At 66.5% G+C, this 23879-nt stretch carries 20 protein-coding genes and 3 tRNA genes; 10 read left to right on the top strand and 13 right to left on the bottom strand.

The genetic code is table 11. The features are described 5' to 3' along the window. Positions 1-48 precede the first annotated feature (48 nt). Positions 49-1269, bottom strand: a complete 1221-nt coding sequence (locus BSIN_RS24470; RefSeq protein ID WP_143757548.1) for an alpha/beta fold hydrolase — start codon at positions 1267-1269, stop codon at positions 49-51. A 209-nt stretch (positions 1270-1478) separates the two neighbouring features. Here BSIN_RS24470 and pdxY point away from each other — a divergent pair, with 209 nt between their 5' ends. The 4 genes from pdxY (at position 1479) to BSIN_RS24445 (ending at position 7849) form a co-directional block, all read left to right on the top strand. Next, positions 1479-2342, top strand: a complete 864-nt coding sequence (gene pdxY, locus BSIN_RS24465) for a pyridoxal kinase PdxY (RefSeq protein ID WP_059519246.1) — start codon at positions 1479-1481, stop codon at positions 2340-2342. Positions 2343-2632: 290 nt separating this feature from the next. Next, a complete protein-coding gene (locus tag BSIN_RS24460; protein WP_089342325.1) occupies positions 2633-4729 on the top strand; it encodes a phosphocholine-specific phospholipase C in 2097 nt (698 codons plus the stop codon). A 729-nt stretch (positions 4730-5458) separates the two neighbouring features. Next, the gene (locus BSIN_RS24450; protein WP_089342357.1) at positions 5459-6616 is read left to right on the top strand and encodes a branched-chain amino acid ABC transporter substrate-binding protein; all 1158 of its coding nucleotides are present in this window, start codon (positions 5459-5461) and stop codon (positions 6614-6616) included. 60 nt (positions 6617-6676) lie between these two features. Beyond that, the gene (locus tag BSIN_RS24445; protein WP_089342323.1) at positions 6677-7849 is read left to right on the top strand and encodes an NAD(P)/FAD-dependent oxidoreductase; all 1173 of its coding nucleotides are present in this window, start codon (positions 6677-6679) and stop codon (positions 7847-7849) included. Positions 7850-7956: 107 nt separating this feature from the next. Here BSIN_RS24445 and BSIN_RS24440 read toward each other — a convergent pair whose 3' ends face one another. The 3 genes from BSIN_RS24440 to BSIN_RS24425 form a co-directional block, all read right to left on the bottom strand. Next, the gene (locus BSIN_RS24440; RefSeq protein WP_082712031.1) at positions 7957-8418 is read right to left on the bottom strand and encodes a DUF2214 family protein; all 462 of its coding nucleotides are present in this window, start codon (positions 8416-8418) and stop codon (positions 7957-7959) included. 62 nt (positions 8419-8480) lie between these two features. After that, the gene (locus BSIN_RS24435) at positions 8481-9584 is read right to left on the bottom strand and encodes a hypothetical protein (RefSeq protein WP_089342322.1); all 1104 of its coding nucleotides are present in this window, start codon (positions 9582-9584) and stop codon (positions 8481-8483) included. 410 nt (positions 9585-9994) lie between these two features. Beyond that, the gene (locus BSIN_RS24425) at positions 9995-11059 is read right to left on the bottom strand and encodes a glycosyltransferase family 4 protein (protein WP_089342320.1); all 1065 of its coding nucleotides are present in this window, start codon (positions 11057-11059) and stop codon (positions 9995-9997) included. 464 nt (positions 11060-11523) lie between these two features. Between BSIN_RS24425 and BSIN_RS24420 the strand changes: the two genes are divergently transcribed. Then, on the top strand, positions 11524-13365 hold the full coding sequence (locus BSIN_RS24420; protein WP_089342319.1) for an ABC transporter ATP-binding protein: 1842 nt from the start codon (positions 11524-11526) through the stop codon (positions 13363-13365). Between the two features lie 125 nt (positions 13366-13490). Here BSIN_RS24420 and otsA read toward each other — a convergent pair whose 3' ends face one another. Together otsA and otsB are read right to left on the bottom strand one after the other, a co-directional pair. Beyond that, complete coding sequence (gene otsA / locus BSIN_RS24415) at positions 13491-14891, bottom strand: alpha,alpha-trehalose-phosphate synthase (UDP-forming) (protein WP_089342318.1); 1401 nt, start codon at positions 14889-14891, stop codon at positions 13491-13493. Next, the gene (otsB, locus tag BSIN_RS24410) at positions 14888-15697 is read right to left on the bottom strand and encodes a trehalose-phosphatase (RefSeq protein ID WP_089342317.1); all 810 of its coding nucleotides are present in this window, start codon (positions 15695-15697) and stop codon (positions 14888-14890) included. The genes otsA and otsB overlap by 4 nt, the downstream gene beginning before the upstream one ends. A gap of 397 nt (positions 15698-16094) precedes the next feature. On the opposite strand from otsB, the gene BSIN_RS24400 reads away from it, so the two are divergent. The 3 genes from BSIN_RS24400 to BSIN_RS24390 are packed head-to-tail and all read left to right on the top strand — an operon-like array spanning position 16095 to position 18129. Continuing rightward, positions 16095-16760: an SCO family protein gene (locus BSIN_RS24400; RefSeq protein WP_173678753.1), complete on the top strand. Its 666-nt coding sequence runs from the start codon at positions 16095-16097 to the stop codon at positions 16758-16760. Between the two features lie 26 nt (positions 16761-16786). Then, entirely contained in the window at positions 16787-17233 is a 447-nt protein-coding gene (locus BSIN_RS24395) for a copper chaperone PCu(A)C (RefSeq protein ID WP_059519229.1), read from the top strand. Positions 17234-17250: 17 nt separating this feature from the next. Then, on the top strand, positions 17251-18129 hold the full coding sequence (locus tag BSIN_RS24390) for a cytochrome c oxidase assembly protein (protein ID WP_089342316.1): 879 nt from the start codon (positions 17251-17253) through the stop codon (positions 18127-18129). A 191-nt stretch (positions 18130-18320) separates the two neighbouring features. Here BSIN_RS24390 and BSIN_RS24385 read toward each other — a convergent pair whose 3' ends face one another. Beyond that, complete coding sequence (locus tag BSIN_RS24385; protein WP_059519225.1) at positions 18321-18827, bottom strand: GNAT family N-acetyltransferase; 507 nt, start codon at positions 18825-18827, stop codon at positions 18321-18323. Positions 18828-18961: 134 nt separating this feature from the next. Between BSIN_RS24385 and msrC the strand changes: the two genes are divergently transcribed. Beyond that, positions 18962-19471: a free L-methionine (R)-S-oxide reductase MsrC gene (gene msrC / locus BSIN_RS24380; protein ID WP_059519223.1), complete on the top strand. Its 510-nt coding sequence runs from the start codon at positions 18962-18964 to the stop codon at positions 19469-19471. A gap of 122 nt (positions 19472-19593) precedes the next feature. On the opposite strand, the gene BSIN_RS24375 is transcribed toward msrC, so the two are convergent. The 3 genes from BSIN_RS24375 to BSIN_RS24365 all read right to left on the bottom strand — a co-directional run bounded on the left by BSIN_RS24375 (position 19594) and on the right by BSIN_RS24365 (position 22232). After that, complete coding sequence (locus BSIN_RS24375) at positions 19594-20562, bottom strand: CPBP family intramembrane glutamic endopeptidase (RefSeq protein ID WP_089342355.1); 969 nt, start codon at positions 20560-20562, stop codon at positions 19594-19596. A gap of 228 nt (positions 20563-20790) precedes the next feature. Further along, complete coding sequence (locus tag BSIN_RS24370) at positions 20791-21189, bottom strand: VOC family protein (protein WP_069234092.1); 399 nt, start codon at positions 21187-21189, stop codon at positions 20791-20793. 308 nt (positions 21190-21497) lie between these two features. Then, on the bottom strand, positions 21498-22232 hold the full coding sequence (locus BSIN_RS24365; protein WP_069234091.1) for an SDR family NAD(P)-dependent oxidoreductase: 735 nt from the start codon (positions 22230-22232) through the stop codon (positions 21498-21500). A gap of 93 nt (positions 22233-22325) precedes the next feature. Here BSIN_RS24365 and BSIN_RS24360 point away from each other — a divergent pair, with 93 nt between their 5' ends. Further along, a complete protein-coding gene (locus BSIN_RS24360) occupies positions 22326-23237 on the top strand; it encodes a LysR family transcriptional regulator (RefSeq protein WP_089342315.1) in 912 nt (303 codons plus the stop codon). Positions 23238-23358: 121 nt separating this feature from the next. Here the strand turns inward: BSIN_RS24360 and BSIN_RS24355 are convergent. The 3 genes from BSIN_RS24355 to BSIN_RS24345 form a co-directional block, all read right to left on the bottom strand. Further along, positions 23359-23432 (bottom strand) — tRNA-Cys (locus BSIN_RS24355). 115 nt (positions 23433-23547) lie between these two features. After that, positions 23548-23623 (bottom strand) — tRNA-Gly (locus BSIN_RS24350). A gap of 60 nt (positions 23624-23683) precedes the next feature. Further along, positions 23684-23759 (bottom strand) — tRNA-Gly (locus BSIN_RS24345). Positions 23760-23879 lie beyond the last annotated feature (120 nt).

Below are 23879 nucleotides of genomic sequence, written 5' to 3'. Positions count from 1 at the left end.
CTCCTGTGGCAGCGCCCCGGCGCCGGCGCGCGCCGCGCGAACGCCTGCCTACTCTGCGGCCCCGCGCGCGGCGGGCGCCGGCCCCGACGGCTTGACGTGCGCGAGCCCATCGAGCAGCGCCTCATGAAACGCAGCGGGGTCCTGAATCTGCGGCGCATGGCCGAGCAGCGGAAACTCGCGCAGCACCGCGCCCGGAATCGCCGCCTGCGCGCGCTTGGCGAGCACCGGATAGCGGCCGAGCTTCGCGTACACGTCGGGCGGCGCGGCGTCCTTGCCGATCGCGGTCGTGTCCTTGTCGCCGATCAACAGCAGCGTCGGCGCCTTGATCGCACCGAACTCGTAGACCACCGGCTGCGTGAAGATCATGTCGTAGACGCGCGCCGAATTCCACGCAACCGCGTCCCGCCCCGGTCCGCGATACATGCCGGCGAGCATCTGCACCCAGCGCTCGTAAGCCGGCGACCACTCGCCCGCGTAATACGTATGCTGCTCGTAGCGGCGGATCTCGTCGGCTGTCGTCTTCAGTTCGCGCGCGTACCAGTAATCGACCGACAGCGGCGGCACGCCCAGCGCTTTCCAATCCTCCAGGCCGATCGGATTGACGAGCACGAGCTGCTGCGTGTCTTTCGGGTACATCAGCGCATAGCGCACCGCGAGCATGCCGCCGGTGGAATGGCCGACGATCGCCGCCGCCTTCACGCCGATCGATTCGAGCAGCGCGTGTGTGTTGTGGGCAAGCTGCTGGAAGCTGTACTGATAGCGCTCGGGCTTGGTCGACTTGCAAAAACCGATCTGATCGGGCGCGACGACCCGGTAACCGGCCTTCGTCAGCACGCCGACGGTCTGTTCCCAGGTGCCCGCGCAGAAATTCTTCCCATGCAGCAACACGACGGTACGGCCGTTCGGATGCTCCGGATGCACGTCGAGATAGGCCATTTGCAGCGTTTCCCGCTGCGACGTGAACGCGTAATGCCGCACGGGATACGCATACGCGAAACCTTCGAGCTGCTCGCCGTACACCGGCGCGTCGACTGCCGCCCGGCCCGTGGCCTCGGCAGGCGACAAGCCCGCCGGCCGGCCGCCGGCTGACGCCGCCGCGGGCGGCGAAGCCGCCGTCGGCGGCCCGGACGCCGGCGCCGCGACCTCACTCGCCGAAGACGTGCCGTGCGCCGGTGCCGCCACGGCGGCCGCCTGCAGCGCCGCCGCGGCGGCGGCACAAGCCCACGCGGCAAGCCGCGCGAACCACCCTATTTTGCGAACCGGAGCCATCATCGAAGCCGAACGAAGCCAATAAAGAAGGTCGAAAGAAACCGGAGCGCGGCGAGCCCGGCCTGCGCGCCCGGCCGCGAACCGCGAGCCATTGTACGTTCACCGGGCCCGCGCGGACGAAACGAAGCGCACCGGATGTTTCCGCGAATCGGGGAAAGTCATGTATCTTGCGGCATAGTCCGACGAGCCTGCCGTATGCCCCACCCATCATGAAAAACGTCCTCAGCATCCAGTCGCACGTCATTTACGGCCATGCGGGCAATAGCGCCGCCGTGTTTCCGATGCAGCGGCTCGGCGTCAACGTTTGGCCGCTCAACACCGTGCAGCTTTCGAATCACATGCAATACGGCCACTGGGCAGGCAGCGCGATCGATGCGGCAAAGATGGAGCAGCTCGTCGACGGCATCGCCGCAATCGGCGCGCTCAAACGCTGCGACGCGGTGCTGTCGGGCTTTCTCGGCTCGCCCGCGCAAGCGCGTGCGGCCATCGACATCGTGCGCACCGTGAAGGCGACCAACCCGAACGCGTGGTATTTCTGCGACCCGGCGATGGGCCAGACGGGCGGCATCCGGCCCGAGCCCGGCGTGGAGGAGTTGATCGTCGCCGAGCTGCCCGAGCTTGCGGACGGCATGGCGCCCAATCACAGCGAGTTGCAAAAGCTTGCCGGGCGGCGCATCGAGACGGTGCCCGAAGCAATCGACGCCTGCCGCACGATCATCCGTCGCGGGCCGAAGCTGATCCTGGTCAAGCACCTGCATGACCGCAATAGTCCCGCCGACCGTTTCAATATGCTCGTCGTCACCGAAACCGAGGCGTGGATCGGCCAGCGGCCGTTGTACGCGTTTCCCCGGCATCCGGTCGGCGTCGGCGATCTGACGAGCGCCGTGTTCGTCGCGCGCCGCCTGCGCGGCGACAGCGTGCGCGCCGCATTCGAACATACGCTTGCCGCCGTGCACGCGGTCGTCAAGGCAACCTACGACGCGCGCCGCTACGAGCTTGAACTCGTCGCCGCACAAGACGAGATCGCGCGGCCAAGCGAGTGGTTCGGCGCGTGGCTCACCGGCGCGGAATAACGCGCCGCCCGCGCCCGCCCGGCGGCGCGCCAGCCGACGGCGGACGGCGGACGGTGAATGCGCGCCGCTCGCGCGGCAGCGCGCCGCCGCCCTGCCCTATCCGCGCATGCGCTCGTCGAGCAAAAGGGGCGGCAGCGCCTCCCGACGCCGCTTTCATATCGGTGTCACCGTTTTCTCACACCATTCGTCACGCTACCCAGAACGGCGCGCCGCCCGACGCAGGGCGCACGCGGCCGACCGCCATCACGCAGGCCATCGAAGCTGCCCATCCCCATCCAGGAAGCCACGACATGACCACCCAGAATCGCCGCGATTTTCTGCGGCTCGCCGCCGGCACGGCAGGCGCGGCCGCTCTGCAGCTTTTTCCGCCCGTGATCCGCGAGGCGCTCGCGATCCCCGCCAACTATCGGACCGGCACGATCCGCGACATCGAGCACGTCGTCATCCTGATGCAGGAGAACCGCTCGTTCGACCATTATTTCGGCAAGCTGCGCGGCGTGCGGGGCTTCGGCGATCCGCGTGCGCTGATCCTGCAAAACGGCAAATCGGTATTCCATCAGCCGGTGCCCAATCAATTGCTGCCGCTCGCGGAACTGCTGCCGTTCCATCCGGATGCGCAAAATCTCGGCATGCAGTTCATCCAGGATCTGCCGCACGGCTGGCAGGACACGCACGGCGCGCTGAACAAGGGCCGTTGCGACCAATGGGTCCTGAACAAAGGGACGACCACGATGGCCTACCTCGAGCGCAACGACATCCCGTTCCACTATCAACTCGCCGACGCCTTCACGATCTGCGACGCGTATCACTGCTCGATTCCCAGTTCGACCGACCCGAACCGCTACTACATGTGGACGGGCTACGTCGGCAACGACGGCGCGGGCGGCGGCCCGGTGCTCGGCAACGAGGAGGCCGGCTACGGCTGGAGCACGTATCCGGAAGCGCTCGAACAAGCGGGCGTATCGTGGAAGATCTATCAGGACGTCGGCAACGGCCTGAACGCAGCCGGTTCGTGGGGTTGGACGAACAACCCGTACATCGGCAACTATGGCGACAATTCGCTGCTTTACTTCAAGCAATACCAGAACGCGCAGCCGGGCAGCCCTCTGTACGAGAAAGCGCGCACCGGCACCAATATCAGCGCGGGCGGCACGCTGTTCGACGTGCTCAAGGCCGATGTGGCCAACGGCACGCTGCCGCAGGTGTCGTGGATCTGCGCGCCGGAAGCCTATTCCGAGCATCCGAACTGGCCCGCGAACTATGGCGCGTGGTACATCGAGCAGGTGCTCAAGACGCTGACGTCGAATCCGGAACTGTGGAGCAAGACCGCGCTGTTCATCACCTACGACGAAAACGACGGCTTCTTCGATCACGTCGCGCCGCCGTTCGCGCCGCAATCGCGCGACAACGGCCTGTCGAGCGTCGCGACCACCAACGAGATCTATCCGGGCGACGCCACCCACATGGCCGGCGCTTACGGCCTCGGGCCGCGCGTGCCGATGCTCGTCGTGTCGCCGTGGACGAAGGGCGGCTGGGTCTGCTCGCAGACGTTCGATCACACGTCGCTGCTGCAATTCCTCGAACAGCGCTTCGGCGCGACGGCCGGCAATGTGTCGCCCTGGCGGCGCGCGGTGTGCGGCGATCTGACGTCGGCGTTCAACTTCGCGTCGCCCGACGCGAGCTGGCCGACGCTGCCCGACACGAGCGGCTATGCGCCGCCCGATCGCAACCGCCATTCGAGCTACGTGCCGGTGCCGCCCGTCGCGCAATCGCTGCCGAAACAGGAAGCGGGCCTGCGCGCCGCGCGTGCGCTGCCCTACGAGCTGTTCGTATTCGGCCGCATCGATACCTCGACCGGCAAGTTCAAGCTGACCTTCGCGAATCGCGGCCGCGCCGGCGCGGCGTTCCAGGTCACGGCCGCCAATCGCATCGACGGCCCGTGGGCATACACGGTCGAAGCGGGCAAACGGCTGTCGGACGAATGGAGCACGGCGCTCACGCTGAGCGTCTACGACCTGTCGGTGTACGGCCCGAACGGCTTCCTGTGCCAATTCCGCGGCTCGACGGCGGCCGCGCTCGGCCTCACCGCGAACCCGGAAGTGATCTACGGCTACGACGTTGCGAACGGCAATATCACGCTGCGCCTGACGAACCGCGGACGCAAGACGGTGCGCCTGACGGTGACCAATGCCTACGGCGGCAGCCCGCGCGTGCACGAACTCAGGCCGGGCCAACAGATCGACGATTATTGGGACCTGCGCGGCAGCCATCATTGGTACGACCTGTCGATCACCGACGGCATCCCGAACGGCTTCCTGCGCCGCTTCGCGGGTCACGTCGAGACGGGCCGGCCGAGCACCAGCGATCCGCTGATCGCAACGGCGTAAGCGACGGCGCGCGATGCCTTGACGGCGGCTTGCGCGGCTCGCACCGCGGGCGCGGGGGCGAGCCGGCGCTCGGCGCGTGTGTGCCGATCCGCGCGCGCGATTTCTCGTCCTAGATCGCGCTAGCCGATCGCCGCGCTCGCGGGAGCGCGGCGCCGGCCCTTCCACCGCCATCCGCCCGGCCTAGTCCGGTCAGTCGCGGCGCCGCACACTGCCGTATGCGTCGCCGCATTGCGTTTCGGGAGCGCAACCCGCGCGTACCGTCGGCGTGGAACGGCTCGGCCGGGTTTTGCCGCATCGCTCCGCCGGCATCTTGCCATTGCTTGCGGCCGTTGCTTGTTGTCGTTGCTCGCAGTCGATGCAAGCTGCCGTCGCGCGGCGTCGTCGCGACCGCTCGCCAAGTCCCGCCATTCGATTGCGCTGCCGCCGCCGGCACATCTTCCGTCGCGTTGCAGCCCAGGCCGCGCCGCCGCACGCGATCGCAGTTGCGCCGCCCCTGCCCCCTTCCTTCGCGACCGTGCCGTCGCTCACCACACGCCGCGGCTTCCCGTCCACAGCCCGCCTTGTGCGCAAATCCGCATCCGGCGCATCCCAAACCGACAAGACTCGCTCAATTTGGCTCCCTATAAAGAGATCGCGAGCGCCGCCCGCGTCAACGGCAGGCGGCCCGCAAGCATCGCGCCCGCGTACACGCCGCGCTACCCGTTCATGTATCGCCATCAAGGAAGCCACATGAAACTCCGCTCGTCACCCTCTTGGGCCGCCTGCCGCGTCGCGCTCGTTTGCGGCATGCTCAGCGCATCCGCCGCCGTGCGCGCCGCCGACGAAACGCCGGTGCGAATCGGCTTCGCCGCGCCGCTCACAGGCGTCAATGCCGGCTACGGCAAGGACCTGCAAAACGGCGTGCAGCTCGCGCTCGACGATGCCCGCGCGCAACAGATCAAGATCGCCGGCAAGCCCGCGCGCTTCGAGCTCGTCGTCGAGGACGATCAGGCCGATCCCCGCATCGGCGTGCAGGCCGCGCAAAGCCTGGTCGACAAACAAGTGTCGGCGGTGGTCGGCCACTTCAATTCCGGCACGACGATCCCGGCGTCGGTCATTTACGACAAGGCGGGCATTCCCGTCATCGATCCGGCCGCGACCAATCCCGTCATCGCGTCGCGCGGGCTCGCGAACGTGTTCATGGTGATCGCGACCGACGGCCAGAACGCAGGCAACGCGGGCCGCTACGCGGTCGAGGTCACGAAGGCCAAGCGCATCGCGATCGTCGACGACCGCACGGCGTTCGGCCAGGGCGAAGCCGACGAATTCGAGCGCGCGGTGAAAGCCGCCGGCGGCTCGATCGTCGCGCGCGAATACACGAACAATCAGGCGGTCGATTTCCGCGCACAGATCACGAGCCTGAAGAGCAGGAACGTCGACCTGCTGTTCTTCGGCGGCCTCGATTCGCTTGCCGCGAACTTCATCAAGCAGATGCGCCAGTTGGGGCTGAGTGCGCAGTTCGTTGGCGGCGGCGGCGTGCGCGATGCCGAATTCATCAAGATCGCCGGCCCCGCGGCGGAAGGCGCGATGGCGTGGGAATACGGCCGGCCGCTCGATCAACTGCCACAAGGCAAGGATTTCGAGCGCCGCTACAAGCAACGCTTCGGAGTCGACGTACTATCGTATGCGCAATTCGGCTACGACGCGGCGTGGGCCGCGATCAAGGCGATGCAGGCCGCAAGCTCGACCGAGCCCGCGCGCTGGCGGCCCGTGCTCGCCAAGATCGACTTCGACGGCATCACGGGCCGCATCGCATTCAGCGGCGACGGCTCGCTGAAAAGCGGCATGTCGACGCTGTACCGCGTGAAAAACGGCGTCTGGCAGACCATCGTCACGAAGGGCGGCTGACAGACGCGCCACGCACCCGTCTCGGTGCGCCGTTCGTGTTTTCTTTTTAATGGAGATCCGATGCATTCGAAAGTCGTCATCGTCGGTGGCGGCGTGATCGGCAGCGCAACCGCCTACCATCTGCGCGCGATGGACCCCGGCGTCGCCGTCACCGTCATCGAGCGTGACCCGACCTACGCGCGCGCGTCGTCCGCGTTGTCGGCGGCGTCGATCCGGCAGCAGTTCTCGACGCCGCTGTCGGTGCGGATGTCGCTGTTCGGCATCGAATTTCTGCGCTCGATCGGCGAACGGCTCGAAGTGGACGGCGAGCGGCCGTCGGTCGACCTTCGCGAAGGCGGCTATCTGTTCGTCGCGACGCCCGACGGCGATGCGACGCTACGCGCCAACCACGCGCTGCAGACCTCGCTCGGCGCGCAGATCCGCTACCTGCCGCGCGACGCGCTGGCCGCCGCGTTCCCGTGGCTTCATACCGGCGATCTCGCGTCGGGCTGCTTCGGCGAGCGCGGCGAAGGCTGGTTCGACGGCTACGGGCTCGTGCAGGCACTGCGCAGGAAGGCGCAGGCGCTCGGCGCGCAATATGTGCGCGCGGACGTGACGCACGCGCGGATCGACGGGCGGCGCGTGCGGCAATTGATGACCGGCGACGGCCGCGCCTACGATTGCGACGTGACGGTCAACGCGGCCGGGCCGTGGGCGCGCGCGCTCGCCGCGCTCGTCGGCATCGACCTGCCGGTGCATGCGCGCCGCCGCAGCATCTTCAACGTCACTTCGCCGGCCGAGCTGCCGCATTGCCCGCTCGTCGTCGATCCGAGCGGCGTCTACTTCCGGCCCGAGGGCGCGTCGTTCCTCTGCGGCGCGGCGCCGCCCGCCGAACGCGATTTCGACGATCTGCCGCTCGAAGACGTCGATCACGCGCTGTTCGACGAACTGATCTGGCCGACCCTCGCGCATCGCGTGCCGCAGTTCGAGGCGCTCAGGGTCGTGCGAAGCTGGTCCGGCTACTATGAATACAACGTGCTCGATCAAAACGCGATCATCGGCCCGCATCCGGACCTCGACAATTGCCTCTTCGCGAACGGCTTCTCCGGACATGGGTTGCAGCAGGGGCCGGCGGCGGGACGCGGCGTCGCGGAATGGATTCTGCACGGGCGGTATGTATCGCTCGACCTGTCGCCGTTCGGCTTCGAGCGCGTACTCGCGGGGCGGCCGATCGTCGAGCGCAACGTCGTCTGACGCGCGGGGCGCGGGGGCGCGGGGCGCTGAGGCGCCGGTGCGGTGGATATGCGCCGCCGCCCGCAACGCATCGCAAATCGAATCGCAAATCGGGATGGCGCGCAGCGTCAGAATCCAACACCGCGCGCCATCCCGGCCGCGGCAAACACCATCACGATCATCAGCACCGCCTGCACGTGGCCGATCTGCGCATAGGCGCGCGCGCGGCCCAGATCAGGCATCAACCCGCGCCGCAACGTCAGACGCCAACGGATCAGCCCCACCATCGGAATGAGTTCGAGCACGAGAATCAGCGCGAGCGCGCCCATCTTCAGATGAAAGAGCGGCGCGTGCAGGTAGAAATCGCCACCCTTCTCGAAGCCGCCGAACGCGCGGACGGCGCCTGTCGCGATCAGCACGAGCGCGCAAATGCCCCAAATCGCGTCCGCGCTGAACACGCCGGGCAGATCGGCCCGCTGCGCGGACGCCGCGACACGCCGTAACGCGCGGTTGCGCGCAGCGATCGACGTCAGCGCAAAACCGAACGCAATCAGATGCACGGCAGCCAGCAACCATCGAACGGTCAGCATCGGTCCTCCTGGTGTCGGAAGCGGGCAGCGCGCAAGCGGCGGCGAGCGCGCCGCGCGATACGTTACGCGATCTGCTTGAGCGACGCGTCGAGCGCGCGCGCCGCGATACGATCGCCTTCGGTCGCGAGCGGCGTGCGCAGCACGAGCTGGCGATTGTGGCCGACCGCGGCCGGCGAATCCCAAACGAGTTCGATCTTCGGCCGCGCGAATCCGCGTCTGGCCGGCCTCGCGGCCGACACAGCCGACGCAGCCGGGGCCGGCGCTGGTTCCGGCGAAACGGGCCGCGGCGCGCTGGCCGGAGGCGGCGCTTCGTTTGGCGCGGGCGTATCGCTCGGCGCGGCGGCCGCGATCGGCGCCGCACCGGAAACCGGCGTCTCAACCGAAGGCCGCGCATCGCTCGAAGCCTGCGTGCCGGCCAATCCCGATGCGCCGTCCGACGCCGCACCCTGTTGCGAAGCCCCCGCATCGCCTGGCGCCGCGCGCTCGATCAAAACCGATTCCGCCGTCGCAACCGGCATCGCCCCCGCAGCGGGCGACGACATTCCTTGGGCGCCGCCCCGCCGCCCGGCGGCGCCGGCCGCCTCCGGCCAGCGAACCGACAGCTCGCGTGCGTCGTACTGGCCGACCTTGCGGCTTTCCATCCAGACGACGACGGTGCGCGTCACCCCATCGAGCGCGATCGCATAGCGGCCGATCGCAAACCGGCGCGCGGCGACATTCGTGCGCCACAGCGCACGCGGCCGGCACATCCAGATGACGGCCGCATAGAGCGCCGGCGCGGCGAGCAGCCAGCCGTTGCTGACAGCCAGCGCATGCAGCGCGCGCCGCCAGCCGGCCGCCCACGCGAACACGCCCACCGACCACGCGGCGAACACGAAGCCGAGCAGCGCGAACAGGCGCAGCGCCTGGCGCAGCCACTGCGGCAGCGGATGGTACGGACGCTCGGCGCGCGCTTGCGCGCCGGGAAGAACGAGCAGCAGGAAAATCAGGACGACGTTGATGCACGCCCACGGCGACGACGCCATCGCCGACAGCGATGCGCGGTATCCCATCAGCGACATCGAGAAGAGCCACCGGGCGAGGAACACGAGACCGATGGCTCGCAACGCGAAAATGGTCCCCGAGCCGGGAGCCGGTGTCGCGCGCGTGGTTTTCGTTCTCGCCAAAACTTTCTCCTCATGACGGCCCTGCCGGGGCGGGATTTTACGGCACGGCCATTATAGGGACATTGCTTGTCAGGCTGACGCCGGCAGGCGGCAAATCGCCGGTTTGCGGCGATTCCCGCCGTGGCGGCGCGGCGCGGATACAACAGATCGGCGGCAACGCGTGCCAATGCCGGCGGCCCGGCGACGCGGGCCGCCACGGCGGCGCGCAATCGGCACCGCTGGCCTCGCGCGCGAGGCCGGCGCCGCGCCGCCTCGGGATGCGCCATAGCATCTGGGATGCCCGTCGGCGCGCCGAATGGCGGAAAAACCGCCCGCCGAAATGCACGATGCCCCGCCGGACCAAGCCCGGCGGGGCATCCATCGATGTACGGCGCCGCGGCGCATGCAAGCGCCGCGCGACGACGCGCGCGTCAGCCTGCGCTGACTTCGCGCAGCACCGTGCGGCGTTTCTGGCGCAGCAGCTCTTCGTAACCCTTCACATAATTACGCGCCATCACCTTCGACGTGAAGCGCGCGTCGAACGCCGCGCGCACGCGCTCGCGCGGCAGCGTCGACAGGCGCTTGACCGCGGCGACCGCCGACAGCTCGTCCTCGACGACAAAGCCGGATACACCGTTTTCGATCACCTCGGGCACCGAGCCGCGCTTGAACGCGATCACGGGCGTGCCGCACGCCATCGCCTCGATCATCACGAGACCGAACGGCTCCGGCCAATCGATCGGAAACAGCAGCGCATGCGCATTGCCGAGGAATTCGGCCTTCTCGGCCTCGCTGATCTCGCCGATATACTCGACGTGCGGCAGCGAGAACAGCGGCTTGATCTTCTCTTCGTAGTACGCACGGTCCGCCTTGTCGAGCTTCGCCGCGATCTTGATCGGCATGCCTACCTGCTCGGCGATCCGGATCGCCGTATCGACGCGTTTTTCCGGCGAGATGCGGCCGAGGAACGCGAGGTAGCTCGGCTTCACGCCGGGCAGCGGCTTCAGCAGGTTCTCGGGCAGGCCGTGATGGACGGTCGACAGCCAGTTCGCCTGTTGCAGCGGCATGCGCTGGTTGTCGGAGATCGACACCACCGGCACGTTGTCGAACGTGTTGAAGATCGGCTGCAGCTCCGGCAGATCCAGGCGGCCGTGCAGCGTCGTCAGATGCGGCACCGGCTGGCGCGAGAACAGCGAGAACGGGTAATAGTCGATATGGAAGTGCAGCACGTCGAATTCGTCCGCGCGGCGGCGCACTTGCTCGAGCAGCAGCATGTGCGGCGCCATCACGTCGCGAATCGTCGGATCGAGGCGCAGCGCCTGCGGCCACACCGCCTCGAGCTTCGCGGAGGTCTGCGAATCGCCGCTCGCGAACAGCGTGACGTCATGCCCCATCTCGACGAGCGCTTCGGTCAGATAGGACACCACCCGTTCGGTACCGCCGTACAGTTTCGGGGGAACCGCTTCGTGCAACGGAGCGATTTGAGCGATTCGCATGCGTACCTCCTAAAAAAATCGGCAAGAAAACAGAGCAAAGCTGCCGCGGATCGATTACACCGCGCGTATAACGGTTCAGCGGTCAATCCGTTGACAGATTTCCGTAAAACAGTGCCGGATAAGGGCAAACCCGGATGGGATTATCGGTGATCGCGCGCGGGCCGACGCGCGGCATTTCAAACTCTTTACGTTGTTACAAAGATGCAACATTTTGTCGATCTTCAAACCAGCAGACCACTTTAGAGTAATTGTGTCCGGTTCCGCTGCCAAACCGGAGATTTTATCCTAAAACGCATTGCATCCCCACGCGTGCCACCGGCCAGGCGCAACGCATCCGCCGGCTTGTTTACAATGCCGACTTTCGCCCGCTCGTTCATGCCCGCTTTTTGGACAGATTCCGAACCATTTGCGGCACGGCGGCCAACACGCGACACTCAACCCTCGTTTCTCCACACGCATTGATTTTGGAAGCTCTCACTCCCGCTCAACGCAATGCCCACAACGCGAAGCTCGCGAGCTACGCGCAGCGCCCGCTTGCGTTCCTGATGCGCTACATCCGGATGCATCCGGTCGCGCATATCGTCGTACTCGCGAGCGTGCTCACGGCGGTCGGCTGCGCGCTCGGCTCGCAGTACGCGATCAAGCACCTGATCGACGTGCTCGCGGCCGGGCGCAATCATCCGGGCCCGCTATGGAGCGCGTTCGCGCTCCTCGTCGGCCTGATCGCTGCGGATAACCTGATGTGGCGCGTCGGCGGCTGGGTGGCCGCGCACACGTTCGTCGCGGTCACCGGCGATCTGCGCCGCGACCTGTTTCAATATCTGAGCGGCCACTCGCAGACTTATTACGCGGAGAAGCAGCCCGGCACGCTCGCGAGCCGGATCACCGCAACGTCGAACGCGATCTATACGGCCGAGAACACGATGGCGTGGAACGTGCTGCCGCCGTGCATCGCCGTGCTCGGCGCGATCCTGATGATCATCGTCGTCAATCCGCAGATGGCGCTCGGCCTGCTGTCGTGCTCGGCCGTGCTCGCCGTCGTGCTGTTCAGGCTCGCCAAGCGCGGCTCGGTGCGCCATCACCGGTTCGCGTCGAAGGCGGCGGCCGTCGACGGCGAACTCGTCGACGTGATCGGCAACATGGGGCTCGTGCGCGCGTTCGGCATGACGCTGCGCGAGCAAAAGCGCTTTGCCGCCACCGTCAAGGCCGAAATGGATGCGCGCCAGCAAAGCCTGCTCTATCTCGAGAAGCTGCGGCTCCTGCATGCGGTGATCACCGCGATGCTGTCGGCGGGCCTGCTCGGCTGGGCGCTGTGGCTGTGGAACCAGGGGCGCGCGACGTCCGGCGACATCGTGCTCGTCAGCTCGCTCGGCTTTACGATCCTGCACGGCACGCGCGATCTCGCCGTCGCGCTCGTCGACGTCACGCAGCATGTCGCACGCCTGGCCGAAGCGGTGCAGACCCTGCTCGAGCCGCACGGCATGCCCGACCGTTCCGACGCGGTCGCGCTCGCGCCGAAGGGCGGGCGCGTCGACTTCGAGCGCGTGACGTTCGCGTACCCGCACCGCCGGCCGATTCTCGACCACTTCGACCTGCACATCGCGGCAGGCCAGCGCGTCGGCCTGATCGGCAAATCGGGCGCGGGCAAATCCACCGTGCTCGCGCTGCTGCAACGCTTTTACGACGTACAGAAAGGAACGATCAAGGTCGACGGCCAGGATCTCGCGTCGATCACGCAGGACAGCCTGCGTCAGTCGATCGCGCTCGTGCCGCAGGACATCTCGCTGTTCCACCGCTCGATTTACGACAACATCGCATACGGCCGTCCCGACGCGACGCACGAGGAAGTGCTGGCCGCCGCGCGCGACGCGCGCTGCACCGAGTTCATCGAGGCGCTGCCGGAAGGCTTCGAGACGATCGTCGGCGATCGCGGCGTGAAACTCTCCGGCGGCCAGCGGCAGCGGATCGCGATCGCGCGCGCGATCTTGAAGGACGCGCCGATCCTGTTGCTCGACGAGGCGACCTCGGCGCTCGACAGCGCGTCCGAAGAGGCGATCCAGGCGGCGCTCGACCGGCTGATGACGGGCCGCACGGTCATCGCGATCGCGCACCGGTTGTCGACGCTGCGCAACTTCGACCGGATCATCGTGATGAGTTCGGGCAAGGTGATCGACGACGGCAGCCCCGACGTGCTGCGCAACCGCCCAGGCCTCTATCGCGATCTGCTCGCCAAGCAGCATGGGCGGCATGCGCCCGCCGCCGAGAGCGGCAACGCGCCTTCGGCGGACGGCGAACGCGTCGCGTAAAAGCCGCACACCGCGCCGCGCCGAGTTTCGCGCATTGCGCGGCAGCCATACCTGCACGGGCCTGCGACGCCCGCCCCGCTTCCACCGGGCCGCCGGCAGGTTGCGCCAGCGTCGCGCGGACGCCGTCAGGCAGCGCCGTCCGCGCCCGTGCGCGACAGATCGCGCAGAAAATTGTCCCGCCAGACCGACACGTTGTTCTCGCGCAGCCGCGCGAGCATGTCCGCATGACGCGCGCGCCGCTCGGCGAGCGGCATCGACAGCGCGCGCGCGAGCGCATCGGCCATCCCCGCGATATCGATCGGATTGACGACGAGCGCGCCGTCGAGTTCGCACGCCGCGCCGGCAAAACGCGACAGCACGAGCACGCCGGGATCGTCCGGATTCTGCGCGGACACATACTCCTTCGCGACGAGATTCATCCCGTCGCGCAACGGCGTCACATAGCCGACGCGCGCGAGCCGGTATAGCGCGGCGAGCACCGGCCGCTCGTACTGCCGGTGGATGTACAGAATCGGTGCCCAGTCGAGTTCCGCGAAACGCCCGTTGATCCGCCCGGACTCGCCCTCGAGCTGCCGGCGCATGTCTTGATACGCGCGCAAATCGGCGCGCGTCGACGGAGCGATCTGCAGAAACGACACCCGATTGCGGAACGACGCCTCATGCTCGAGCAGCTTCTCGAACGCGCGAAAGCGTTCGACGAGCCCTTTCGAATAGTCGAGCCGGTCGACGCTCATCACGAGCTGGCGCCCGCGCAGCGACGCGGCGAGCGAACGCACCGCGCGGCCGTTCTCGCCCGCCTTTGCGAGCGCGGCGATCTCGTCCGGGTAGACGCCGATCGGATAGGTGTTCGCGCGCAGCGTGCGCCCGAACGCGCGCACGATCGCCGGGCCCGTCGCGCGGCGCTCGACCTCGCCGCCCGCCTCGGATTCGACGTAATCGCAAAACGCCCGCAGGTCGACCCGGGTCTGAAAGCCGAGCAGATCGAACGAGCACAGCGCCTCGACCAGCTCGCGGTGCGGCGGCACGTTGACGAGCACCTGCGCGGCCGGAAACGGAATATGCAGAAAAAACCCGATCCGGTTCGCGACGCCCGCCGCGCGCAGCGCCTGGGCGAACGGAATCAGGTGATAGTCGTGGACCCAGATCACGTCGTCGTCGCGCAGCAGCGGCACGAGTTGCCGCGCGAGCCACACGTTCACGCGCGCGTAGCCGTCGAATTCGTGGCGGTCGTACTGGATCAGATCCGTACGGTAATGGAACGCGGGCCAGAGCGTCGCGTTCGAGAATCCCCGGTAGTACTGATCGTAATCGCGTCGCGCGAGGCCGATCGTCGCGAACGTCACGGGCCCGTGCTCGTCGATGCGGATCTGCGGCGCGCCCGACGCGACGACCTCGCCGCTCCAGCCGAACCACATCCCGCCCGTTTCCCGCAGCGCGTCGTAGACGCCGATCGCCAGCCCCCCCGCCGCGGGTTCCCCTTCCGAGATCGGCGCGACGCGATTCGACACGATGATCAGACGACTCATGCCGGCGCGCGCTCCGCGTCGATCCAGCGCTTGAGCTGCGCGCGCAGCGCGGCGACCGAGTCGATCCGCGCGCGCGCCATCGTATCGCCCGCGCCGACCTTGATCGACAGCCCGCCGCATGCGTTGACGACCGCAAAGCCCTGTTCGTCGGTCAGATCGTCGCCCGCGAACACCGGCATGCGGCCGGCGAACGGCGGCTCGTTCAAGAACGCCGCCACCGCGCGCCCTTTGTCGACGCCCTTCGGTTTGATCTCGAACACCATCTTGCCCGGTTGCAGCACGTAGGCGTCCGGATAGTCGTCGACGAACCGTTCGAGCGCCGCGCGCGCGACGCCTTCGCGCTCCGGCGCATTCCGGAAATGCAGCGCGAGCGCCGCGCCCTTGATTTCGAGCAGCATCCCCGGATGGCGGTCGACCAGCGCCGCGAGTTCGCGCTCGATGCGCAGCAGGCGCGGATCGTCGAAGCCGATGCGCTGAGTATCGCCGTTCGCGTCGCGCCGCTCCGCGCCGTGCAGGCCGGCGACGGGCAGATCGGACAGGTTCAGGAACGCATCGATACTGTCGATTCCGCGTCCCGATACGATCGCGACCGCGCCGTGCGACAGGCGCCGCAGCGTGTCGACAAGCGCGGGCAGATCGGGCGGCACGTGGATCGAGTCGGGCGTGGGCGCAAGATCGACGAGCGTGCCGTCGAAATCGAAGAAGAACGCGGTACGGGTAAAAGGAACGGAAGCCGGAACGGATTGCATCGATTCGCTGATCAGAATGGCCGCCGGCGGGCGCGCCCGCCGTGCGAATGTGCGCATCTTACCGCGCCTTACCCGCGCGATGAAAAAAGCGCGGCGGCAACCGCCGGCCGCCGATGCTCCGGCACACACGCGGCACTGCGACATTTTGCCCCGCTTCGGCGCGCGCCCCGCATTTCGAAAAGACGATCCCGATCAAATTGCGCTACAGTCGCAACCGCCGAGCGCGCTCCGCGCGGGCTTCGCCGGCCCGTCCGCCGCAGACCGTGCCGCATTCGCCGCGGTGGTTTTCGAGATGGCGGCCCGGCCCGCGATACGGCAAAAGCCGCGATTGAGCGCTGCCGTGTGCTCGTGGCAACGCACGGCGCGCCACAGTAGCCGGCGCCGCCGGCCGTCGTCTGAAGCGCTGCCCGCCCACCGCCGTCGCGCGCGAAATCGATTCGAACCGGATTTGCCGATGCCGCTTCCGCTGCCGTTTGCATTTTTCACGCCGCGCCGCCGCGTCGCGGCACCCGCCACGACGCGACGCCCGCGTATCGCGGGCATTGCCGGCGCATGCGTGGCGGCGCTCGCGCTCGCCGCCTGCTCGCCGGGCGGCGAGCCGTGGCGCCTGACGAACGTCACCGGCCACCTGCCCGACCTGACGTTCTCGCTGACGGGCGAGGACGGCAAGCCTATCGACGCAGCCGCGTTCCGCGGCCGCGCCGCCCTCGTCTACTTCGGCTACACGCATTGCCCGGACGTCTGCCCGGCCACGATGGCGCGGCTGATGCAGGTGCTCGCGCTGCTCGGCCCCGGCGCGCGCGACGTGCGCATCCTGTTCGTGTCGGTCGATCCGGCGCGCGACACGCCCGCCGCCATGCGCGACTATGTCGGCGCATTCGACGCCGAGCACGCCTATGGCCTCACCGGCAGCGAGCGGCAGATCGAGCAGCTCGCCAAGCGTTATCGCGTCGCGTACCAGATGGAAAAGCGCGATCCGTGCGGCGGCTACGAAGTCACGCACAGCTCCGCCGTCTATGTATTCGACGCGCAAGGCCGCGCACGCCTGCTCGCGACCGATCAGGATTCCCCCGACGCGATCGCCGCTGATCTGCGCCGGATCATCGACCGTCGTTCCTGAACCGGAACTCACTCAACGTCCCGCCTATGAACTCGAAACTGAAATCCGTCGTCACGCTCGCCGCGCTCTCGCTCAGCCTGCATGCAGCCGCCGCCGGCCCCGCACCGATCGCCGCGCAGAACGCGTGGCTGCGCTGGCTGCCGAACAAGCTGCCGGCCGCCGGCTACGTGACGCTCGTCAACACCGGCGACAAGCCGGTCGATCTGGTCGACGTCGACAGCCCCGACTACGGGATGGTGATGCTGCACCGGACCGTGTCGAACGGCTCGACGCAAAAGATGGAAATGGTCGACAAGCTGACGATCCCCGCGCACGGCAAGGTCGATATCGCGCCGGGCGGCTATCACCTGATGCTCGAGGAGCCCAAGCACGCGATCAAGCCGGGCGATACCGTGCACCTGCGCCTCGAATTCTCGGACGGCGAGAAACTCGATACGCCGTTCGCCGTGAAAGCGCCTGCCACGGCTCAGTAACCACCGGGCGGCGCGCGATGAATCTGCTGTATTGGCTGGAACCGTGGGAGCCCTCTCCGACGGTCGTGATCGCCGTGCTCGCCGCGGCCGTGCTGTTCGCGCGCGGCGCGCGCAAGGCCCGCGTATCGACATCGCGGCGCGTGTCGTTCTGGTTCGGGCTCGCCGCGCTTTACGTCGCGCTGCACACGCGGCTCGACTACTTCTTCGAGCACGAGTTCTTCATGCATCGTGCGCAGCATCTGGTGCTGCATCATCTCGGGCCGTTCTTCATCGCGCTGTCGTATCCGGGCGCGGCGATCCGCGCCGGCATGCCGCTCGCGTGGCGCCGCCGCTTCGTGCGCCCCGCATTCGCGCAGCCGTTCGTGCGCGCGACGCTCGACGTCGTCTTCCATCCGGTCGTCGCGGTCGTGCTGTTCGTCGGACTGATCTATTTCTGGCTGCTGTCACCGATCCACTTCGTCGCGATGCTCGACTGGCGGCTTTATCGCGTGATGAACTGGAGCATGGTGATCGACGGGTTGTTGTTCTGGTGGCTCGTCGTCGATCCCCGCCCCGCGCCGCCCGCGCGGCTCGCGCCCGGCCGCCGGATCTTGGTCGTGGTCGCCGCGATCGTGCCGCAGATCGTGCTCGGCGCGCTGATTTTTTTCACGCCGCGCGAGCTGTATCCGATCTATTCGATCTGCGGACGGGCATTCACCTGGTTGAGCCCGCTGCGCGACCAACAGATCGGCGGGCTGCTGCTGTGGATTCCCGGCTCGATGATGAGCGTGATCGGCGCGCTGATCGCGCTGCGTCATTGGCTGCGTCTATCGGCGCGCGGCCGTTTGCGCGACGAACGGCTTGCCCGCGCCGACATGCCGCCACGGCGCTCGCGCACCGCCCGCCCGGCGCCGTGACGCGGCAAGCCGCGCGTCCGTATCGGAACGAACAACCGTTACGCGCCGCGCGGCCGGCGGTCCCCACGGACGATCGGCAAACAGCAAACGAGGGACAAGCAGCCCGCCAACGCGCGGCCGGCTGCCGAAGAAGCTTCGGCGAGGATCAGGCCGCCACCCGCCCCAGCGCGCGGCCCGTGTGCCGCCGCTCGTCATGCGGGCAGCCGCATCCACACGTGCGCGATGCCGTCCTCGTCATGCACGTCCGAACTCGGCGCGAAACCGAACGCGCGATAGAACGCCTGCAAATGCGCCTGTGCATGCAGGCTGATCGGTCGATTCGGCCATTGCTCGCGAATGCGCTCGAGCACGGTCCCGAGCATCGCGTTGCCGACGCCCATGCCGCGAAACGGCTGCGTCGTCAGCACGCGGCCGATCAGCACGTCCGGCTCCGGCGCATCGGACAGCCACACCCGCACATAGCATGCGAGACGGCCGGCCTCATCGTATCCGCCGAGATGCCATGCCTTCTGGTCCACGCCGTCGACGTCGCCGTACACGCAGTGCTGCTCGACGATGAACACCGCGTTGCGCGCGGCGAGAATCGCGTAGATTTCATGCGGCGTGAGCGCATCGAACGGCTTCCAGCGCCATTCGAGCAGCGCAGACGGCTGGGGAGCGGCAGTCGACGAGGAACCGGGGTGCGGAGATAGAGGCATGATCTGACTTCCGAATGTCCGAATGAAACAATGCGTGCGTGGATTCCGATTATGCCCCGGCTCGACGCCGAATTTCCCGTAAACTAGATAAATTGCCGTTTTACCCGGCTCGTTCATGCTGATCCCGATTGACCATGTTCCAACTTTCTGAAGCGCTTCCAACGTCGAAACCCGCGCTGTACGCCACACTCGCGCAACAGGCGCGCGCGTTGATCGAAGCGGAAACCGATATCGTTGCCAACGCGGCGAATTTCTCGTCGCTCGTCTACCACTCGCTCGACGGGCTGAACTGGGCCGGCTTCTATTTTTACGACGGCCGCGAACTGGTCGTCGGGCCATTTCAGGGCAAACCAGCGTGCGTGCGCATTGCGCTCGGCAAAGGCGTATGCGGCACCGCCGCGCAGGCCCGCCGCACGCAAGTCGTGCGCGACGTACATGCGTTTGCCGGCCATATCGCCTGCGATTCGGCGACTCAGTCGGAAATCGTCGTGCCGCTCGTCGCACGCGACGGCACGCTGATCGGGGTATGGGATGTCGATAGCCCGCATGTCGCGCGCTTCGATGACGACGATGCGAACGGCATGGAAGCGCTATGCGAGGTGTTCGTCGAACTCGCGTGGGCGCGGCACGCCGAACGCCGCTGAACGAGCGCGCCAACGAGCCCATCGATGCATGCCTGGCACGTGGCGGGCATAGCCCGCGCATCGCGTGAGTGCGATTCGTAGCCGCCCGAGCGCAGCGGGCACGACGCAACCGCGCCCGCTGCTCAACGCCTGTCCGGCGCGAGCCGCTGTTTGTCTGCGAACGGCGAACGCACATGGCGGCGCCCCCACCACGCACGCATCGCAACGGCCATCACCGCGAGCACCACGAACACGAGCAAGCTGCCTTCGGGGCCGGCAGCCCCGCCGCTCAACCATGCGTTGCCAACCGGATGCGCGGTGAACAGCACGCCCTCGACGAGCCGGCCGCTGTCCGCCGCGCCGTAAAAATACGATTCGCCCCAATCCCACGCCGCATGGAAGCCGATCGCCCACCACAGCGAGCCCGTATACCAGAGCGACAAGCAAAAAACGACGCCGAACAGCGCCGCCGACACGAGCCCGGCCGCCGTTTCGGCCGAACTCAGCGCATGCATCGCGCCGAACAACGCGGACAGCACTACGGCGCTCCACCAGAACCCGATCCAGCGCGTCAGCGTGTACTGCAAATAACCGCGCAACAGCGTTTCCTCGAAGAGGCCGGTCATCATGAACGACGCCCCCCAGACCCCCGCATAGACCCAGGTACGGCCGCCGTGCAACGACGGCGCATCGAGCCTCAAATAGCCCGCATACGACAGCACGAGAACGAGACACGAAATCGCGACGAAGCCGTAGCCGACGCCGAACAACAGGCGGCGAACACGAGCGCGGCCCTGCAGGCCGAACGAGAACGGCGAGCGCCGCTCGCATTTCGCGAGCACGGCCGTCGCAATGGCGACGGCCGCCAATTGCATGCACTCCATCCCGAAACCGGCGGCAACGGACAATGAGCCGTCGTCATGCGGCATCGGCATCAGCCGGCGCGCGACGAACGCCATCGCGCCGATGCACAGCGCAAAGATCGCTACGAACAGCAACACGCCCCACCCGGCGCGAATGCCGTGCGGGCCAAAGACGATCCGACGCAGCCTGCGCCGCATCGCGCACGGCGACGATACGGGCTGCCGTGATTCGTTGACGGGTGGGTGCATGCGGGCTTTACCGGGCGATGAGATGAACGGACGCGCGCGCGATCGATGCCGCATCGTTCGAACCGCCAATACGGGCCAAAGGCGCACTCGCGCATTCTGCCACGCCGCCGGCATGCGTCAGAATGGAAAGTCGAACGCTGCGCCACGCGCATCGGAACACACGAGGAAGCAAGAGGCTCGGGAACGGCCGTTCTTTTCGCGGACGGCGCGAACCGATGCGCACCTACATCAGCCCTGCTCGCCAAGCATTTGCACCAGTTGGATCAGGTTGCCGCACGTATCATCGAAGACGGCGATGCGCACCGGGCCTGCATCCATCGGCGCCTGTGTGAACTTGACGCCCAGGCTCTCCAGCCGTTTGAACTCGGCGTCGATGTCATCGACCTGGAACGAAGTCGCCGGGATTCCATCCTCGAATAGCGCACGCTTGTAAGGCGCCACGGCGCGGTGAACGCTTGGTTCGAGCAGCAGTTCCGTTCCGTCGCGCTGCGCTTTCGACACCACGGTCAGCCAGCGATACGCCCCGGCCGGGACATCGCGCTTCAGCTCGAACCCGAGCTTGCCGGTATAGAAAGCCAACGCCTTGGCCTGATCATCGACGAAGATGCTCGTCACATAGATTCGCATAGTGTTTCTTTCCGGGAGGCAGTGATGGATCGAAAGCCCTCTGCTAGCAAAGGGGATCGGAACTGACGCGCCGGCCGACGATACGGCGGGCGGGCGCATCGCTCATCAAAACCCTCTATGCCCGGCAGGGAGCCCCTTTGGGAAGCGGCAGCCCTGCCATGTCGAGGCGCAGATGAAATCCTACACCCGGAAAGAATTGGGTCGATCCGCCTTGAATTGCGGGTAACCCAACTCGTCCCGAGATAAATGCGACAGTCGCATGGGCGCTGAAGCGCTTGAGCCGGATGATCCGGAGACGGCGGAAATGTTTAGCCTATCCGCCATCCCCCATTGACAGCGATGACGGTGCCGGTCACGAAGCTCGCAGCCTCCGAAGCGAGCCAAACGACCGCTGCGGCCACGTCGTCCGGCGTGCCTGGCCGGCCCACCGGGGTTTCTGCGACGATCGCGTCAACACGTTCGTCAGACCATGCGCCAGTGAATCCCGTCCCAGCGATAAAACCCGGCGCAATCGCGTTAACCGTACAGCCACGCGGCGCGAGTTCTCTCGCAAGTGCGAAGGTAAGGCCGTGCAAACCAGCCTTCGCCGCCGCATACGCCATGCCCCCGGACCGGCTGCCGCCGGTCTGCGCGCCGATCGAACTGATATTGACAATACGCCCGCCGGTACGGGGCAAGCGTGATGCGACGACGTGCGCCATTAAAAAACTGCCTTTGAGGTTGGCTTCGATGATCGCATCCCAATCGGATTCCGCCTGCTCGAGCGCGGCGCCAAGGCTCACGGGCCGCATGAACCCCGCCGCATTGACCAGCAAATCCACGCGCTCGATATTCACGAGTGCGTGCTCGACTTCCCTGCGCTGGCCTACATTGGCCTGTCTATAAGTGGCTGCAGGCCCTAGCGTCGCGACGGCTTCTCGCAGTCGCTGCTCGTTTCGACCTATGATCGTCACGCGGTAGCCCGCGTCGATGCAGGCTCGCGCAATCCCCAACCCGATACCGCTCGCGCCCCCCGTCACGACTGCATGTTTTTTCTCGGTCATTTTCTGGCTCGATTCGTTTGAAAGAGTACAAATTAAGACCGAAACCACGATACGTCCAATACGATTAAGCACCAGGTTTGATACTCTCATCATATGGCTACCCTTACACTTCGCCAACTTGAACAGTTTCTCGCCGTCGCGGAAACCATGAGCTTCCATCGCGCGGCCGAGCGGTTAAACATGGCTCAACCGCCGCTGACGGCTGCAATCCGGCAGTTGGAATCACTGCTGGGCGTGCGCCTGCTGGAACGCGGCAACCGCGTGACGGCTTTGACGACGGCGGGCGCGGTTCTACGCGAAGAGGCGCGCAGAACGCTGGACCAGGCACAGCGCGCAATTGAACTTACCCAGCGTGCGGGTCAGGGGCTGATAGGCGCCCTCAGAATAGGTTTTGTTGCGAGCGCCACACGGCATGTCTTGCCGCCCTTGATTTCGCGTTTTCGACACACCCATCCCGGCGTGGCGCTCGATCTCACCGAGGCGACCACCAGCCAGCAGCTTGCCGCGCTGGACGAGGACCGGATCGATGCCGGGATTGTTGTATTACCCCTTGAGCCCGAGGTCGGCCTGCATATTGCGCAGCGCAGATTGTTGAAGAGTCGCATGGTTGCCGTTTTGTCTGCAGATCATCCGCTGGCTGTGGCGCCTGGGCGTTCCGTACCGCTCGCGGCACTCGCACGCGAACCCTGGATTCTGTTTCCACCGACTGAAGGGCCCGGCTTGTACGCAACAATCGTCAACGCATGCGTCGCCGCCGGCTTCGCTCCGCACGTGGTACAGCGTGCAACGCAAATGGACACGATCATCGGACTCGTAGCGGCGAACCTGGGCGTTGGCCTGGTGCCCGAAGCGCTCGCGTCAACCGATATGGCGAGCGTGAAGTTCAGGCGACTCACCGGCCCCGGGACACCGGTGCCATACGAAGTCGCCCTTGTGTGGCGGAGGAAGGACCCCAATCCGACTGTCGCGGCATTGGTCGATTCGTGCACGGGACAAGAGGTGTAATCGACCTTTGTAGCCCGATCACGTTCTTTCACAGCCACTCTAGGCAACTTTCTTGCAAGAATGAAAGCGAGGCTAGAAAAAGAAAAAGCCCTGATTTCTCAGGGCTTTTTCTCGTTCTACTTGGAGGCGCGAGCCGGAGTCGAACCGGCCTAAACGGCTTTGCAGGCCGCTGCATAACCGCTTTGCTATCGCGCCGTAAGCGGACTGTCGAATCGGCACGGCGCCAGCGGCACATGAACGATTCGCAGATTGGATTCAAAAGCTCAGCGAGCCTATCAAACAAAAAGGGAAGCCCGGCTTCCCCTTGTTCTGGAGCGGGAGACGAGTCTCGAACTCGCGACCTCAACCTTGGCAAGGTTGCGCTCTACCAACTGAGCTACTCCCGCATCATCCTGCATTTGCAGACTTTGCCAAACCACATACCAGCAAAATGCCGCACTGAAACCTGGAGCGGGAGACGAGTCTCGAACTCGCGACCTCAACCTTGGCAAGGTTGCGCTCTACCAACTGAGCTACTCCCGCATTTTGCTTCTCTCCGCCGCGCCGTTCAGAGCACCTCGCAGTGGAGAAACGAGATTATGCGAAAACTAGATTTGTGTGTCAAGCGTTTTTCGCGCCCTTTTTCTTCTGCCACTGCGTCCG

The organism is Burkholderia singularis (genome assembly GCF_900176645.1).
In the GTDB taxonomy this organism is placed as follows: domain Bacteria; phylum Pseudomonadota; class Gammaproteobacteria; order Burkholderiales; family Burkholderiaceae; genus Burkholderia; species Burkholderia singularis.
Note: the sequence above shows the minus strand (reverse complement) of the source record. Positions and strands in the feature narration are given on the sequence as shown.

Excerpts from the sequence above, each read along its gene's own strand:
- BSIN_RS24470 (WP_143757548.1), bottom strand. The coding sequence starts at position 1,269 with ATGGCTCCGGTTCGCAAAATAGGGTGGTTCGCGCGGCTTGCCGCGTGG.
- pdxY (WP_059519246.1), top strand. The coding sequence starts at position 1,479 with ATGAAAAACGTCCTCAGCATCCAGTCGCACGTCATTTACGGCCATGCG.
- BSIN_RS24460 (WP_089342325.1), top strand. The coding sequence starts at position 2,633 with ATGACCACCCAGAATCGCCGCGATTTTCTGCGGCTCGCCGCCGGCACG.
- BSIN_RS24450 (WP_089342357.1), top strand. The coding sequence starts at position 5,459 with ATGAAACTCCGCTCGTCACCCTCTTGGGCCGCCTGCCGCGTCGCGCTC.
- BSIN_RS24445 (WP_089342323.1), top strand. The coding sequence starts at position 6,677 with ATGCATTCGAAAGTCGTCATCGTCGGTGGCGGCGTGATCGGCAGCGCA.
- BSIN_RS24440 (WP_082712031.1), bottom strand. The coding sequence starts at position 8,418 with ATGCTGACCGTTCGATGGTTGCTGGCTGCCGTGCATCTGATTGCGTTC.
- BSIN_RS24425 (WP_089342320.1), bottom strand. The coding sequence starts at position 11,059 with ATGCGAATCGCTCAAATCGCTCCGTTGCACGAAGCGGTTCCCCCGAAA.
- otsA (WP_089342318.1), bottom strand. The coding sequence starts at position 14,891 with ATGAGTCGTCTGATCATCGTGTCGAATCGCGTCGCGCCGATCTCGGAA.
- otsB (WP_089342317.1), bottom strand. The coding sequence starts at position 15,697 with ATGCGCACATTCGCACGGCGGGCGCGCCCGCCGGCGGCCATTCTGATC.
- BSIN_RS24400 (WP_173678753.1), top strand. The coding sequence starts at position 16,095 with ATGCCGCTTCCGCTGCCGTTTGCATTTTTCACGCCGCGCCGCCGCGTC.
- BSIN_RS24395 (WP_059519229.1), top strand. The coding sequence starts at position 16,787 with ATGAACTCGAAACTGAAATCCGTCGTCACGCTCGCCGCGCTCTCGCTC.
- BSIN_RS24390 (WP_089342316.1), top strand. The coding sequence starts at position 17,251 with ATGAATCTGCTGTATTGGCTGGAACCGTGGGAGCCCTCTCCGACGGTC.
- BSIN_RS24385 (WP_059519225.1), bottom strand. The coding sequence starts at position 18,827 with ATGCCTCTATCTCCGCACCCCGGTTCCTCGTCGACTGCCGCTCCCCAG.
- msrC (WP_059519223.1), top strand. The coding sequence starts at position 18,962 with ATGTTCCAACTTTCTGAAGCGCTTCCAACGTCGAAACCCGCGCTGTAC.
- BSIN_RS24375 (WP_089342355.1), bottom strand. The coding sequence starts at position 20,562 with ATGCACCCACCCGTCAACGAATCACGGCAGCCCGTATCGTCGCCGTGC.
- BSIN_RS24370 (WP_069234092.1), bottom strand. The coding sequence starts at position 21,189 with ATGCGAATCTATGTGACGAGCATCTTCGTCGATGATCAGGCCAAGGCG.
- BSIN_RS24365 (WP_069234091.1), bottom strand. The coding sequence starts at position 22,232 with ATGACCGAGAAAAAACATGCAGTCGTGACGGGGGGCGCGAGCGGTATC.
- BSIN_RS24360 (WP_089342315.1), top strand. The coding sequence starts at position 22,326 with ATGGCTACCCTTACACTTCGCCAACTTGAACAGTTTCTCGCCGTCGCG.